The sequence below is a fragment of the Pseudomonas sp. EU05-FHT14B02 genome (assembly GCF_058791055.1).
In genome coordinates this window covers 30,557-45,630 of sequence record NZ_JBYTDD010000026.1, presented here as the reverse complement: position 1 = coordinate 45,630, position 15,074 = coordinate 30,557, and the positions used below count along the sequence as shown (strand labels likewise).

10 protein-coding genes are annotated in these 15,074 nt (G+C 61.1%); 8 read left to right on the top strand and 2 right to left on the bottom strand.

All coding sequences use genetic code 11. The annotated features are described in order from the left end of the window. Window position 1: 1 nt before the first annotated feature. The 6 genes from AC3WTM_RS21995 to AC3WTM_RS21970 all read left to right on the top strand — a co-directional run bounded on the left by AC3WTM_RS21995 (window position 2) and on the right by AC3WTM_RS21970 (window position 10,840). A complete protein-coding gene (locus tag AC3WTM_RS21995) occupies window positions 2–1,582 on the top strand; it encodes a VWA domain-containing protein (RefSeq protein ID WP_102670939.1) in 1,581 nt (526 codons plus the stop codon). Then, window positions 1,579–2,925, top strand: coding sequence for a hypothetical protein (locus AC3WTM_RS21990; protein ID WP_256586110.1), 1,347 nt, complete (start codon window positions 1,579–1,581; stop codon window positions 2,923–2,925). Before AC3WTM_RS21995 ends, AC3WTM_RS21990 begins: the two co-directional genes overlap by 4 nt. Beyond that, complete coding sequence (locus tag AC3WTM_RS21985) at window positions 2,922–3,950, top strand: HAD family hydrolase (RefSeq protein WP_102670941.1); 1,029 nt, start codon at window positions 2,922–2,924, stop codon at window positions 3,948–3,950. The genes AC3WTM_RS21990 and AC3WTM_RS21985 overlap by 4 nt, the downstream gene beginning before the upstream one ends. A gap of 73 nt (window positions 3,951–4,023) precedes the next feature. After that, window positions 4,024–5,604 carry an arylsulfatase gene (locus tag AC3WTM_RS21980; protein ID WP_102670942.1) on the top strand — a complete coding sequence of 527 codons (1,581 nt, stop codon included), beginning with the start codon at window positions 4,024–4,026 and terminating at the stop codon, window positions 5,602–5,604. A 205-nt stretch (window positions 5,605–5,809) separates the two neighbouring features. Further along, window positions 5,810–8,323: a fused MFS/spermidine synthase gene (locus tag AC3WTM_RS21975; protein ID WP_102670943.1), complete on the top strand. Its 2,514-nt coding sequence runs from the start codon at window positions 5,810–5,812 to the stop codon at window positions 8,321–8,323. A 156-nt stretch (window positions 8,324–8,479) separates the two neighbouring features. Continuing rightward, complete coding sequence (locus AC3WTM_RS21970) at window positions 8,480–10,840, top strand: tetratricopeptide repeat protein (protein WP_102670944.1); 2,361 nt, start codon at window positions 8,480–8,482, stop codon at window positions 10,838–10,840. A 121-nt stretch (window positions 10,841–10,961) separates the two neighbouring features. Here AC3WTM_RS21970 and AC3WTM_RS21965 read toward each other — a convergent pair whose 3' ends face one another. Both AC3WTM_RS21965 and AC3WTM_RS21960 read right to left on the bottom strand, forming a co-directional pair. Further along, window positions 10,962–11,441, bottom strand: coding sequence for a DUF934 domain-containing protein (locus AC3WTM_RS21965; protein WP_102670946.1), 480 nt, complete (start codon window positions 11,439–11,441; stop codon window positions 10,962–10,964). Beyond that, a complete protein-coding gene (locus tag AC3WTM_RS21960) occupies window positions 11,438–13,111 on the bottom strand; it encodes a nitrite/sulfite reductase (RefSeq protein WP_102670947.1) in 1,674 nt (557 codons plus the stop codon). The genes AC3WTM_RS21965 and AC3WTM_RS21960 overlap by 4 nt, the downstream gene beginning before the upstream one ends. Before the next feature lie 262 nt (window positions 13,112–13,373). Here AC3WTM_RS21960 and ccoN point away from each other — a divergent pair, with 262 nt between their 5' ends. Then, window positions 13,374–14,801, top strand: a complete 1,428-nt coding sequence (ccoN, locus tag AC3WTM_RS21955; RefSeq protein WP_102670948.1) for a cytochrome-c oxidase, cbb3-type subunit I — start codon at window positions 13,374–13,376, stop codon at window positions 14,799–14,801. Next, entirely contained in the window at window positions 14,801–15,022 is a 222-nt protein-coding gene (locus tag AC3WTM_RS21950) for a CcoQ/FixQ family Cbb3-type cytochrome c oxidase assembly chaperone (protein WP_102670949.1), read from the top strand. Before ccoN ends, AC3WTM_RS21950 begins: the two co-directional genes overlap by 1 nt. Window positions 15,023–15,074: the final 52 nt, after the last annotated feature.

Genomic DNA, 15,074 nt, shown 5'->3' with positions numbered 1-15,074 from the left:
CATGGACATCAACCTCAGCGACTTCCATTTCCTGCGCCCGCTGTGGCTGTTGCTCGCGGTGTTCGGCGCATTGCTGCCATTGCTGTGGCGGCGCAACCAGGACCTGCAACGGCGCTTGCGCAGCAACATTGCCGCGCACCTGCTGCCGCATCTGCTGATCACCCCGCAGGACCGGCAACGTCTGCGTCCCGTGCATCTGGTGTGTGCGCTGCTGATACTGGGCGCCATCGCCGCCGCCGGGCCGACCTGGGAGCAGGATCGGCCGGACTTTCTGGAAAACCGTGCGCCGCTGATCATTGCCGTCGACCTGTCGCCCTCCATGGACGCCAGCGACGTTCCACCCAGTCGCCTGGAAGCGGTCAAGCACAAGCTCCACGACTTGACCCAACGCCGCGCCGGTTCACGCAATGCCTTGATTGCCTACGCTGGCAGCGCGCATCTGGTGTTGCCCGCCACCGACGATCCGGCGCTGCTTGATACGTTCATTCAGGCCCTGAGCACCGATTTGATCAACAAACCGGGGAAAAATGTCAGCGCGGTCATCGATCAGGCCAAGCGCCTGCTCGCCGCCGAGAAAACGCCCGGCACCCTGCTGTTGATCACCGATGGCGCCGACATCTCGGCACTGGCCGGGCTGGACAAGCAACTGGCAGACAGTGCGCTGCAAGTGCTGATATTGGCGGCCGGCATCAGCGACGGCGGGATCATCCGCGATGCCAGCGGCCAGCCACGCACCGACAGCGACGGTCGCCCGCAACTCGGCAGCTTCGATCAGGACGCCCTCAAGCAGCTTGCCTCGACGATGGATGCCCCTCTGGGCAGCCTGACCCTCAACAATGACGATCTGGACTGGATCGAACTGCACGCCGAGCAGCACTTCCAGTCAGCCAGTGACGAACAGCGCGAATTGCACTGGAAAGACGCCGGTTACTGGCTGTGCTGGCCGCTGTTGTTGCTCGCTTTCTTCAGCGTACGCCGGGGCTGGAGCCTGAACTGGATGGTTGCACTGCTGCTGACGGTGGGCTTGGGCCTGCAACCGGCGCCGGCACAGGCCAACGCGCTGACCGATGCCTTTTTCACCCGCGACCAGCAAGGTCGCTGGGCCTTCGAACATGAGCACTACCCTCAGGCGGCGGCGCTGTTTGTCGATCCGTACTGGAAAGGCGTGGCCGCCTACAACGCCGCCGATTTCGACCTGGCACTGGCCAGCTTCGCTCGGCTCGATACACCGCAGGCGTATTTCTACCTGGGCAACATTTACGTGCGCCGCTTCAAGTTCGATCAGGCCATCGCGTCCTATCAACAGGCGCTGAAGCTGCAATCGCAGTTCCCGGAAGCCACGGCCAACCTGGCCTTGGCCATTGCCTTGCAAAAAGACACCGAAAGCGCCGAGAAAAACACGCCAGAGGTCAAACCCGACGAAATCAAGATGGACAAGGCGCCGGGTAAAGGCCAAAGCAAAAAGATGGAAACCCAGCAAGCGGCCTCGGATGAGCAATGGCTGCAGAACCTCACCACATCGCCGGCGAAATTCCTCAAGCAGAAATTCAGCTTGCAGGATCAGGAGGGGGTCAAGCCATGACCTACCTTCATGACTGCGATGGCGTCAGATCAATCACCGCAGCGATTGGCACCATGCTTCTATGCCTGACTAGCCTCGGAGCTTGGGGCAATGAACCGGAACTGAGAGTCAGTGCCAGCCTGCAACCCGCCGACCCCGTCATGGTCGGCAGCCTGGTCAAGTTGCAACTCGATGTATTCACCGACTCCTGGTTCACCAGCGCCCCCAACCTGCCCGACCTGAAACTGCCCGGTGCATTGGTGATGCCACCGGACGGCCATGCCCAGCACATCAACCAGACCTTCGACGGCCACTCCTTCAGCGGCATGCGCTACAGCTACCTGATCACCCCGAACCTGGCCCAGGGCTACGAAATTCCGGCACTGACGGTACAAGCCACACCGGGTCAGGCCAGCCACGAACTCAGCGCCCGGAGCCAGCCTTTGCATTTCAACGCCGCGCAACCACCCGGGTTCCAGCCCGGTGAGGCGGTGTTGGTGGCTCGAGGGCTGCGGTTTACCCAGAAGACCACCAATTCGGCCACGCCGCTGAAGGTCGGCGACAGTATCACCCGGGAACTGACCTTGCAGGCCGACGGTGCCCTGGCCATGTCACTGCCGACACCAACGCAGGATGTCATCAAGGGCCTGAGCCGTTACCCGAAAGCACCGCAAATCCGCAATCTGGATGACGGTCGCGGCAACTTCAATGGCGGCCAGCGCATCGACAGCGTGACTTATCGAATCGACACCGAAGGCCACTACAGCCTGCCATCCGTCGAAATCAAATGGTGGGATGCCAGCAGCCAGCAAACCCGAATGGCCACGGTGCCTGCCGTGACCTTCGATGCGGTGGCCAACAGCACCTACAAGCCGGTGTTTTCCATCACCGAAGACCTGAAGAAACTCGGCCAGCAGAATCGCCTGCACCTTTCCGGGCACTGGTTCGGACTATTGACACTGGTGCTGGCGGTGGTGGCACTCGGCTGGTTCGGTCGCCCGTTCGTACACCGCACGCACCTCAAGTGGCAAGCCCGACGCCGCGCCCGACATGCCGCCTGGCTGGAGTCCGCCGACTACGCATGGCGGCAGATCCCGCCGCAGATCGAAGGCAAACCGGCGCTACTCAGCGCCCTGTATCTGTGGACCCGACGCAGCCGCCGGGGCCTGAAACTGACCGGCCTCGGCCCACGCCTGCAAACCTTCCTGCGCGCCTGTTATGGCCGCGAACCGGACAAAGACCAGGCGCTGCGCCAAATCGGGGAGTCCTTGTCTACGCTGCATAGTCAGTCCGGACGCAACAGAGAAACAGTCATCTCTGCTCTTCATCCGCTCAACCCCGTTCACGAGAAGGACTTGCCATGACGAACTCGACATCGCTACGCCATCATCGCGCATTCAGTTTCCTGCTGACCCTGGCCTTGAGCCTGCCGCTGCTGGTGCAGGCAGCCGAGCCGCTTCCCTCGTGGAACGACGGTCCGTCGAAAAAGCAGATCATCGAGTTCGTGCAGACGGTCACCGATCAAAACAGCAAGGACTTCGTCAAACCCGAGGACCGCATTGCCGTGTTCGACAACGACGGCACCTTGTGGAGCGAGCAACCGATGTACTTCGAGTTGTTGTTTGCCCTGGAAGAAGTCAAACGCACCGCGCCGCAGCACCCGGAATGGAAAACCACCCAGCCGTTCCAGGCCGTGCTGGAGAACGATCACAAGGCACTGGCCGCCACCGGCATGGAGGGCTTGCTGAAGATCTTTGGTGCGACCCACACCGGCATGACCACCGAAGCGTTCGATGACTATGCCAAGACCTGGCTGAGTCAGGCCAGACATCCGAAAACCGGCAAGCCGTACACCGAAATGATCTTCCAGCCGATGCTGGAGATGCTCGACTACCTGCGCGGCAAAGACTTCAAGACCTACATCGTCTCCGGTGGCGACACCGGGTTCATGAGAGCCTTCGCCGAGAAGGTCTATGGGGTACCGCCCGAGCAGGTTATCGGCACGACCTTCGTTACCAGCTTTGAATACAAGGATGGCAAGGCGTCGATCCTGCGCACGCCAAAACTGGCCCACAACGACGATGGCCCGGGAAAGCCGGAAAGCATCGACGCGGTGATCGGTCGTCGGCCAATCCTTGCCTTCGGCAACTCCGACGGCGACCTGCAAATGCTCCAGTGGACCGCCGCCGGTCCCGGCAAACGTTTCATGGGCCTGGTGCATCACACCGACGCCAAACGCGAATGGGCATACGACCGGCAGTCGCAGATCGGTCGTCTGGACAAGGCCCTGGACGAAGCAAACAGGCGTGGCTGGACGGTCGTCGACATGGCGTCCGAATGGCGTCGTATCTACCCGTTCGATGCCGCCACTTCCGAGCAAGTGCAATAAAAAGACGTTACGCAGGACCGCAATAAACGTTTGTCGCAGCACGCGACGCAAGTGAGCATAAGGAGCCAGTCAGATGACTCGCATACGTAAGTGGATACCGAAACTCGCCCTGGTGGCGACTACGGTCATGGCGTTTTCGGCAAGCGCCGGGGCCGCTGAGAAACCCAACATTCTCGTGATCTTCGGCGACGATATTGGCCAGACCAACATCAGCGCCTACTCCATGGGCGTGGTCGGCTACAAGACTCCGAACATCGACCGGATTGCCAAAGAAGGCATGATGTTCACCGACTACTATGCGGAGAACAGTTGCACCGCCGGCCGGTCGACATTCATCACCGGACAGTCGGCGCTACGTACCGGGCTGTCGAAAGTCGGGATGCCGGGTGCCCCGGTCGGTCTGCAAAAACGCGACATCACCATCGCCCAGGCTCTCAAGTCCCAAGGCTACGCCACCGGTCAGTTTGGCAAGAACCACCTGGGCGACAAAGATGAATACCTGCCGACCAACCACGGATTCGACGAATTCTTCGGCAACCTGTATCACCTCAACGCCGAAGAAGAACCCGAGCGTCCGTACTGGCCCAAGGACGACCCGGCGTTTGTCAAGGCCTACTCGCCGCGTGGCGTGATCCACAGCTTCGCCGATGGCAAGATCGAAGACACCGGCCCGCTGAACACCAAGCGGATGGAAACCATCGACGACGAAACCACCGCCGCCGCACAGGCGTTCATCGAGAAACAGGCCAAGGCGGACAAGCCGTTCTTCGTCTGGATGAACACCACTCGCATGCACTTGTTCACTCACGTGCGTGAATCGATGAAGGGCCAGAGCGGCATGCCCGGCAACGATTATGCCGATGGCATGATCGAGCACGACGGCGACGTCGGCAAACTGCTGAAAACCCTCGATGACCTGAAAATCACCGACAACACCATCGTCGTCTACACCACCGACAACGGCCCGAACCAGTTCTCCTGGCCGGACGCGGCGACCACGCCGTTCCGCAACGAGAAGAACTCTAACTGGGAAGGTGCCTATCGCGTACCGGCAATCGTTCGCTGGCCGGGCAAGATCAAGGCCGGTGAGGTGTCCAACGAGATGTTCTCGGGCATGGACTGGTTCCCGACCTTGCTGGCCGCCGCTGGCGATGCCGACGTGAAAACCAAGCTGCTCAAGGGGTGGGCACCGACTTCCGGCGGCACCAACTTCAAGGTGCATCTGGACGGTTACAACCAACTGCCCTACCTGACCGGCCAGGCGCCCAAGGGTGAGCGCAAGGAGTTTTACTACTTCAACGATGACGGCGTGCTGGTGTCGATGCGCTTCGACAACTGGAAAGCCGTGTTCTGCGAACAGCGCGCACCGGGCGGCTTCAAGGTCTGGAGCGAACCGTTCGTATGCTTGCGCGTACCGAAGATCTTCAACCTGCGCATGGACCCGTATGAACGTGCCGACGTGGTTTCCGACCAGTATTACGACTGGCAAACCAAGAACGTCTACCTGGCGGCTGTAGCCGTCGAAAAATCGGCAACGTTCCTGCAGACCTTCATCGAGTATCCACCCAGCCAGAAACCGGCCAGCTTCAGCATCGACCAGATCCGTGCTGCGGTAGATGCCAAAATCGCGGAAAAAATGAAAGCCGCACAGTAAGACCGCTGGACCACCGCTCGCCCTAATCGGCGAGCGGACTTTTTTTGACTTGGGACCGTATTGGCCACAATCGCGGGCGAGCCCGCTACCACAGGGATTTTGTCGGACCGAAGATCCAGTGTGGGAGCGGCGGTGCGGCGATCCGACTTGCCCGAGATGAGGCCCGTACAGTCGCAGTTTTCTTGAATTGCAAAGGCAATCCGCAATGACCTCACGTGTCGCCAGCAAATCGCCGGCCATAGCTGCCCCTCAAGTCACCGCCCCGGCGCTGTTGATCCCCGCCCTGCTGCTGTTTGTCTCCGGCGCCGCGGCGCTGGTGTATCAGGTGCTGTGGATCAAGCAGTTGTCGTTGGTCGTAGGCGTCGAGGTCTATGCCATCACCACCGGGATTAGCGCGTTCTTTGCTGGGCTGGCCCTGGGTGGCTTGCTATTCGGGCGCTGGGCGGACCGGATGCAGCAACCGGTTGTGCTGTACGCCGGGTTGGAAGTGCTGGTGGCCGTGCTCGGTGTCGCTGCGACCTTTGCCATGAGCCTGGCGGCCAGCCTCTTTGCCTGGCTGGAAGCACACGTGGGCTTGCTGGCCTGGGCACTGCCGTTCGCGCTGGTGGGTATTCCCGCCTTGTTGATGGGTGGCACCCTGCCAGTGCTGGTTCGCTCCCTGGCCACTGCCCCGCAACACCTGGGCAAGGCCGGTGGGCAGCTGTATGCGGCGAACACCGCCGGGGCCATCGCCGGCACTCTGCTCGCCGCGTTCGTACTGATTGCCACCCTCGGTGTACGCGGCAGCGCGTTGGCCGCCGCCATGTTGAACCTGCTGGCCGCCGCTGGGGCCTTGTGGTTCCAGCGCCAGCGCGTGGCCCCCGTCGATGCCCCGGTGAAACATCACACTGAAAAAGCCCCCGACCGCCTGGCCCTGTGGCTGTATTCCATTGCCGGTGGCGTAGCCCTGGGCTACGAAGTGGTGTGGTCGCAATCGATCGTGCAATTCATGAGCACCCGCACCTACGCCTTTGCCGTGGTGTTGGCGACTTACCTGACCGGCTTGTTCCTGGGCAGCATGCTGCTGGCCCGTCGGGTCGATCGCCTGCGCGATCCCTGGGGAGTGTTCGGTGTGCTGATTGCCGCAGCCGGCGCGATTGCCTTGCTGGAAGTGGCGTTGCTCGGACGCTGGCTGGTGCTCGCCCAGACCCTGGCCGAATCCTGGGTATTGTCTTTGGGCGGCAGTGAACTGGCTGGCATGAGCACGCGGTTTGCGGTGGCTGCCTTGAGCATCGTGTTTGTGCCGACCCTGTTGTTGGGGGCTGCGTTCCCCTTGGCCCTGCGCTTGAGCGTCGGCGGCGAACAGGTGGGGCGCCATGTCGGCGAAGTCGTCGCGTTCAATACCCTTGGCGGGATTGTCGGCGTGATGCTCTGCGGCTTTGTCCTGATCCCGATGCTGGGTCTGGTACGGACCCTGGGCCTGCTGGCGCTGATTGCCGCCGGTATCGCGTACCTCGCCGTGCGCAAGGGCCATGGTGTGAAGAAAGGCCGGCGTCAGGCGGTGGTTGCCATTGGCCTGGTGTCCCTGGCGCTTGCCGTGTTCACGCCGGTCAACAAGCTCGCCAGCCTGCTGCCGGGCGCGCGCAATGGCACGCTGACGTTCTACGAAGAAGGCCGTGGCGGCACCGTCGCCGTGGTCACCCAGGGCAAGGGAGAAAGAGCATTCCAGCGTTTGTACATTCAGGGCGTATCCAATACCGGTGACGCCATGCCGTCCCTGCGCTACATGCGGATCCAGGCGCTGCTGCCCCTGCTGATCCACAACGGTGAGCCGCGCTCGGCATTGGTGATCGGGTTCGGTACCGGCATCACCGCGGGCGCCCTGACCCGCTATCCCGGCCTGGAACATCGCGTGGTTGCCGAACTGCTGCCTTCGGTGGTCAAGGCAGCCCCCTTGTTCAAGGGTAATTTCAACGCCGCGGCCGATCCGGGGGTCGATGTGCGCTTGCGTGACGGTCGCCAGGAACTGCTGCGCAATCCGCAGCGCCACGACCTGATCACGCTCGAGCCACCACCGCCCTCCGCTGCCGGCGTGGTCAACCTGTACTCCCGGGACTTCTATCAACTGGCCGCCAGCCGTTTGCACAAACAAGGTCTGGTCGCGCAATGGCTGCCGCTGCCGACGCAGAACATCGACGACTCACGCTCACTGGTGCGCAGCTTCCTCGACGTGTTCCCGTACGCGACCCTGTGGACTAGCGAGTTCCACGAGATGCTGCTGGTGGGTTCGATGGAGCCGATTGAACTGGATGCGGCGAAAATCAACGCGCACTTCCAGCAGGACAGCGTTCGCAGCACCTTGCAGGATGTAGGCGTCGGCTCGGCCGCAGCGTTGCTCGCAACATGGGTGACTGATCGTGAGGGGCTTGAACGCTTCGCTGGCGATGCACAACCGGTGACGGACGATCAGCCCAGAATCGAATACGCGCCCTGGGTTCGCTCGAAAGAGATCAGCCGCGTGTTGCCAGCCCTGCTCGCCCTGCACCAGTCGCCAGCCGTGTTGAACGCCGACGCCGGGTTTATCGAGCGCATGAACACCCAGCAACAACGCCTGATGCAGTTCTATCGGGCGAGCCTGCATGCGTACGACGGAAACCGTGATGCCTGGGCCAGGGATATGCGCGAGGTGATGCGTGGGGATTCCGGGAATCCGTATTACCGGTGGTTTGTCGGGGAGTGACGTGGCGCCTGACAGATCGCCATCGCGGGCAAGCCCGCGATGGGGGGCATCAGCTTCACGACATCCGCCATTTGACACACGCCGACCATCCGGCAAAGCTGCATCGAGTTTCATCGCGCGCCGCAAGGCAATCGCACCTGGACCATGGAAGTCGTAATGCCGAAACATAAAAATAAAGCTGCAACCCCAAACCCTGATTCGCAACCGACCCTGATCAACCGTTACCTGTTCCCTGTCACCATCGGCATCCTGCTGCTGGCTGTGGCGGGTATTGGCTGGTTTTTGCTGGGCAGTACACCGACGCCGCTCAAGCCAGTCCCCGTCAGCACGCCTGCCGTGCAATCGGCCAAACCGCAACCGGTCGCTGTCGAGCCTGCGAAAATGGTCGATGAGCAACATTGCCAGGGCTGCCACGGCGAGCAGATCAAGGATTGGCAAGGCTCCCATCACCAACTGGCGATGCAGCAAGCCAACGCGGACACCCTGCTCGGCGACTTCAACAACGTCACCTTCAAGGCCGAAAAAGAGACCACGGTGTTCTCGCGCAAAGGTGAAGAATTCTGGGTCAACACGCCGGGTATCGATGGCAAGAATGCCGACTTCAAGGTCGCCTACACCTTTGGCATCGCCCCCTTGCAGCAATACCTGATCGAGGTCGGCGAAGGCCGGCTCCAGGCCCTCGGCGTGGCCTGGGATACCGAGAAGCAGCGCTGGTTTCACCTCTATCCGGGTCAGGGCGTGACCTTCAAGAACCCGTTGCACTGGAGCAAGCCGAGCCAGAACGCCAACTTCATGTGCGTCGAGTGCCACACCACCGGTTACAAGCGCAATTTCGATGCGGCGAAAAACACCTTCGACAGTCACTGGAACAGCCTCGGTGTCGGCTGCCAGGCCTGCCATGGCCCGGCGTCCAATCACCTGGAATGGACCGCGAAGAAAACCGACCTGATCCACGCAGGCTTTGCCGTCGACCTCAAGGACAAGAGCGCCACCGTCGAAATCGAAACCTGTGCCCGCTGCCACTCTCGCCGCGCGCCCCTGGACGATGGCTACACGGTCGGCAAGCGGCTGATGGATGACTACCTGCCGAGCGTCCTGACCCGTGAGTTGTACGCACTGGACGGCAAGATCAAGGACGAGGTGTTCGAGCACGGTTCCTTCGCCCAGAGCAAAATGTTCGACAAGGGCGTGCGTTGCAGCAACTGCCACAACCCCCACAGTACACAGTTGAAGGCACCCGGCAACGGTGTTTGCCTGCAATGCCACAACACCGCTGGCAAAACCACCGTGGAAGGCGTCGACGGCAAGGGCCTGCAAGCGAAAAACTACGATTCCATCGAACACACTCGCCACACCATGGGCCAGCCGGGTTCGCAGTGCGTGGATTGCCACATGCCCGGCAAGTTCTACATGGGCAACGACTTGCGGCATGACCACAGCTTCAGCATTCCCAACCCCGATCGGGCAAAGAAACTCGGTACACCTGACGCCTGCCTGACCTGCCACAAAGGCAAGGCCGGCGACAAGGTCACCGAGCAGTTCAAGCTGTGGAACACCGTCAACGCCAGCGCGGTGCAAGCCCCTCGCTACGACGAAAGCCTGTGGTTGATTCGCAACGGCCAACCGGGTGCGGCGCAGGCGCTGTTCGAACAACTGCAACGCAGCAACCTGCCGGCGATCCAGCGCGCGACGCTGCTGGCCGAACTGCCAGCGTACCCGAGCGAACAGGCATTGAAACTGGCTACCAGGGATCTGGGCAACCCGGCGCCACAAGTCCGCGAGAGCGCAGTGAGGGCGGTCAGCGCCTTCCTGCCGCCGGCTGAGCGCGCACCATTGTTGACGCCGTTGCTGAGCGACCCGGTGCGCGCTGTACGCATCGCCGTCGCCCGGGACCTGCTCAGCGTTGCACGCAATGGCTTGGGCAGCGCCCAGAACGCCTGGAATGCCGCCATTGCCGAGCACGAAGCGGTGCAAAAAAGTCTGACCGAGCGCGCCGAGGCCAACCTGAACCTGGCCATGCTCTATCAGGCCGATGGCCGCAGCGCAGAAGTCGAAGCTTTGCTGCGTACCGCCCTGCAGCGTGATCCCGACTTCTACCCGGCGCTGGTTACCCTGGTGCAATGGCTGGAGGCCAACGGTCGCAGTCAGGAGGCTCGTGCCCTTCTGGCGCAAAGCCTCAAGGATCACCCCGACTCTGGCTTGCTGCAACACACCCAGGGCCTGGCGCTGATTCGTGCGGGTCAGGCCGCTCAAGCCATGCCGTACCTGCGCAAGGCCGCACAACTGGAACCCCAGAGCGGGCAGTTCGGCTATGTGCTGGCAGTGGCCCTGCATGACAGCGGCAAGATTGACCAGGCGTGCGCCGAACTGGAACGGCTGTTGAAGGTGCAGCCGGCCAATCGCAATGCCCGGTTGTCGTTGATCCAGTATTACCTGGACAACGGCCAGGAGCCCAAGGCACAAGTGCTGTTGCAGGGCTGGAAGAAAATGAACATGGGAGATCCGGCGTTGAAGTGACGGGAGATTCTTGTAGGAGCGAGTTTGCTCTCGATGGCGTTACAGGCGACGCGTTTATTCAAAAAAATCGCGTTTTCGTTGACGTTCATCGCGAGCAAGCTCGCTCCTGCAAGGACCGAATTCAGCGCCGCCTGAACAACGGCCGCGGCTCAATCACCGAACGCCCGTACAACACGCTCATCCCCGCCAATCCCTTCAATGCATCTTCTGCGGATTTGTCTTCACGCACGGCAAAGCTGTCGAAACCGCATTGGCGCATGTGGCTGAGTTGATCGCGCAACACATCGCCGATGGCGCGCAACTCGCCGGCCCAACCCAATCGCGCACGCAGCAGATACGCCTGGCTGTACCCGCGGCCATCGCGAAAGCACGGAAAATCCAGGGCGATCAAGGGCAGTTGGGTAAACCACGGTTGGAGGCTTTCCACTTCATCGTCCGGCCCCAGCCACACGCCATTTTGCGACGGGTTTTCCAGCCAACGGCTCAGCGGCAGAATCGTCGCACCCACGGGCAGCGGTGCTTGCGGGTCGCGCACGAGCTTCCACGGATCATCCGCGACAATCCGCGCCACGCCTTCTTCCAGCCGCAACAGATTGTTCATGCCGACACCTCCAGCACTTTCGCATAGACCGCCTCCTTGAACGGCTCTAGCCCGATTCGCTGGAAGGCGTCGACGAACAGTTCTTCGCTCTCGCGATAACGCACAAAGGTGTCGATGATGCGCTCGATCACCTCGGGCACCTCGGTGGAGCTGAAGGACGGGCCAATGACCTTGCCCAACGCGCTGTTCTTGCCCTGGGCGCCGCCGAGGGTGATCTGGTACCACTCGGTGCCGTTCTTATCGACCCCCAGAATGCCGATGTTGCCGATGTGATGGTGACCGCAGGCATTCATGCAGCCGGAAATATTGAGGCTGATATCACCCAGGTCGTGCAGGTAGTCGAGGTCTTCGAAGCGTGCGGCAATAGCCTTGGCGATGGGGATCGACTTGGCGTTGGCCAGTGCGCAGAAGTCGCCACCGGGGCAGGCGATGATGTCGGTGAGCAATCCAGCGTTGGCGCTGCCCAGATTGTGTTCGCAGGCCAGGCGCCACAGGGTGAACAGATCGGCCTTGGGCACGTCCGGAAGGACGATATTCTGCTCATGGGCAATGCGGATTTCACCGAAGCCAAAGCGCTCGGTCCACTCGGCCACCGCCTCCATCTGCTCGGTGGTGACATCGCCCGGTGGCGCAGCGCTGCCGGGCTTGGTCGACAACACCACGCTGGCATAGCCCGATATTTTGTGCGGCTGCACGTTACGCTGCACCCAACGAGCGAACGCCGGGTTTTCGGCCAGGTGCGTGCCGAAATCGAGATTGGTGTCGGATAGATCACGATATGACGGAGCGACGAACGCACTGGCCACCCGCTCGAACTCGTCAAGGGTCAGTTGCGCCGGGCCGTCCTTGAGGAACTGCCACTCTTCTTCCACTTCCCGGGCGAAGGCCTCGATGCCCAGGGCTTTGACCAGAATCTTGATTCGCGCCTTGTACTTGTTGTCCCGCCGGCCATGGCGGTTGTACACCCGCAGCACCGCCTCTACGTAAGACAGCAGGTGCTGCCACGGCAAGCCTTCTCGGATCTGCACGCCGAGGATCGGCGTGCGCCCCAGACCGCCGCCCACCATGACTCGCAGGAGCATGTGTCCTTCGGGGCCTGGGTAAAGATAAAGGCCGATGTCATGCATCATGATCGCCGCGCGGTCCTGCTCGGCCGAGCAGATGGCGATCTTGAACTTGCGTGGCAGGAACAGGAATTCCGGGTTGATGGTCGACCACTGCCGCAGAATTTCCGCCAACGGTCGCGGGTCAATCATTTCGTCGGCCGCAACCCCGGCAAAGGCTTCGGTGGTGATGTTGCGCACACAGTTGCCGGAGGTCTGGATCGCATGCATTTCCACCTCGGCCAAGCGTTCGAGGATCGAAGGTACCTGGGCCAGTTCGATCCAGTTGAACTGCATGTTCTGCCGGGTGGTGAAATGACCGTAACCGCGATCGTAATCCCTGGCGATGCTCGCCAGCGTGCGCATCTGCCGGGCACTCAGCGTGCCGTAGGGAATCGCCACCCGCAGCATGTAGGCGTGTTTCTGCATGTACAGACCGTTTTGCAGGCGCAACGGCAGGAATTCTTCCTCGCTCAGCTCACCGGCCATGAAACGTTCGACCTGATCGCGAAACTGCGCAACTCGTTCGAGCACCAGTGCCCGGTCATAGTCGTCGTACTGATACATCTGGCTACCTCATCAGAATTAGGCACAGCCCCCTGTAGGGGCGCAAGTCGGGCTCTGCGGCTCGTTTCGAGGTAACGACTATGAGCTTGCGGCGCAGTACGTTACAGATTCACTTGAACTCTAAAAAACCGTATCAGAACACGACTGAAAGCCGCAGGAGTGGCGAAAAATCTGATCCGCACAAATGAATTTTTCCTGAGCCTGTTTTGTTTTTACCGGTGTTTTTACAGTGCACGGCATTGCAACCGAGGAAGCATTGACCATGAGCACAACAACCATCGGACAGGCCTATAACTACAAGGTCGTCCGCCAATTCATCGTGGCGACCGTAATCTGGGGCATCGTGGGGATGGCGATGGGCGTGTGGGTCGCCTCGCAACTGGTGTGGCCGCAGATGAACCTGGACCTGCCGTGGACGACCTTCGGCCGCTTGCGCCCGCTGCACACCAGCCTGGTGATTTTCGGTTTCGCCGGCAGCGCGCAATTCGCCGCCAGCTATTACGCGGTGCAACGTACCTGCCAGGTACGGCTGTTCTCGGACACACTCGCTGCCTTCACGTTCTGGGGCTGGCAGTCGGTGATTGTGGTGATGCTGATCACCCTGCCGCTGGGCTACACCACCACCAAGGAATACGCCGAAATCGAATTCACCGGCGCGGTGTGGATGACCGTGGTCTGGGTTGCATACGCCGTGGTGTTCTTCACTACCGTAGTGCAACGCAAGACCAGACAAATCTACGTCGGCAACTGGTTTTTTGGTGCATTCATCGTGGTCATCGCCATGCTGCACGTGGTCAATCACCTGTCGATTCCAGTCGACTGGTTCAAGTCCTATCCGGTGTATTCCGGGGCCACCGACGCCATGGTGCAATGGTGGTACGGGCACAACGCCGTGGGCTTTTTCCTGACCACCGGTTTCCTGGGGATGATGTATTACTTCGTGCCGAAACAGGCGGGCCGGCCGGTGTATTCCTATCGCCTGTCGATTGTGCACTTCTGGGCGCTGATCACCCTGTACATCTGGGCCGGCCCGCACCACTTGCACTACACCGCGCTGCCGGACTGGGCGCAGTCGCTGGGCATGGCCATGTCGCTGATCCTGCTGGCGCCGAGTTGGGGTGGAATGATCAACGGCATGATGACCCTGTCCGGTGCCTGGCATAAGTTGCGCACCGACCCGATCCTGCGTTTCCTGGTGCTGTCCCTGGCGTTCTACGGCATGTCGACCTTCGAGGGTCCGATGATGGCGATCAAGACGGTCAACGCCCTCTCCCACTATACGGACTGGACCATCGGCCACGTACACGCCGGGGCGCTGGGCTGGGTGGCGATGATTACCTTCGGTGCGACCTATCACATGGTGCCGAAGGTATTCGGGCGCGATCAGATGCACAGTACGCCGCTGATCAACCTGCACTTTTGGCTGGCGACCATCGGCACAGTGCTGTACATCGCCTCGATGTGGGTCAATGGCATCACCCAAGGCCTGATGTGGCGCGCGATCAACGATGACGGCACGCTGACCTACTCCTTCGTCGAAGCCTTGCAGGCCAGCCATCCTGGATTCGTCGTGCGCTTTGCCGGCGGAGTGTTCTTCCTCAGCGGCATGCTGCTGATGGCTTACAACGTGTGGCGCACGGTGCGGGTAGCGGACGTGGCGATCGCCGAACGCGAGGCGCGGTTTGCCTGATGATTGAAGTCATATTGAACATTCTGGGTGTGGCATTTTTGTGGTTCGCCGTCGAGTATTGTCTGCACAACCAGACCGCCGAGAGCCTGGACGATGCAAGCCTGATCCCGTTTGCAGATGACCCGGAAGTGGCGCGGCGGGTGGAATTGGCGACCGGAAAAACCGTTAGAACACTGCCGCCGCAAGAGACGAACCCGGATTGGGATACCCTCGATATCTGATGTAGCACCGATTACTGTGGGAGCAAGCTCGCTCCCACAGGGTTGTATGTCG

Excerpts from the sequence above, each read along its gene's own strand:
- AC3WTM_RS21995 (WP_102670939.1), top strand. The coding sequence starts at position 2 with ATGGACATCAACCTCAGCGACTTCCATTTCCTGCGCCCGCTGTGGCTG.
- AC3WTM_RS21990 (WP_256586110.1), top strand. The coding sequence starts at position 1,579 with ATGACCTACCTTCATGACTGCGATGGCGTCAGATCAATCACCGCAGCG.
- AC3WTM_RS21985 (WP_102670941.1), top strand. The coding sequence starts at position 2,922 with ATGACGAACTCGACATCGCTACGCCATCATCGCGCATTCAGTTTCCTG.
- AC3WTM_RS21980 (WP_102670942.1), top strand. The coding sequence starts at position 4,024 with ATGACTCGCATACGTAAGTGGATACCGAAACTCGCCCTGGTGGCGACT.
- AC3WTM_RS21975 (WP_102670943.1), top strand. The coding sequence starts at position 5,810 with ATGACCTCACGTGTCGCCAGCAAATCGCCGGCCATAGCTGCCCCTCAA.
- AC3WTM_RS21970 (WP_102670944.1), top strand. The coding sequence starts at position 8,480 with ATGCCGAAACATAAAAATAAAGCTGCAACCCCAAACCCTGATTCGCAA.
- AC3WTM_RS21965 (WP_102670946.1), bottom strand. The coding sequence starts at position 11,441 with ATGAACAATCTGTTGCGGCTGGAAGAAGGCGTGGCGCGGATTGTCGCG.
- AC3WTM_RS21960 (WP_102670947.1), bottom strand. The coding sequence starts at position 13,111 with ATGTATCAGTACGACGACTATGACCGGGCACTGGTGCTCGAACGAGTT.
- ccoN (WP_102670948.1), top strand. The coding sequence starts at position 13,374 with ATGAGCACAACAACCATCGGACAGGCCTATAACTACAAGGTCGTCCGC.
- AC3WTM_RS21950 (WP_102670949.1), top strand. The coding sequence starts at position 14,801 with ATGATTGAAGTCATATTGAACATTCTGGGTGTGGCATTTTTGTGGTTC.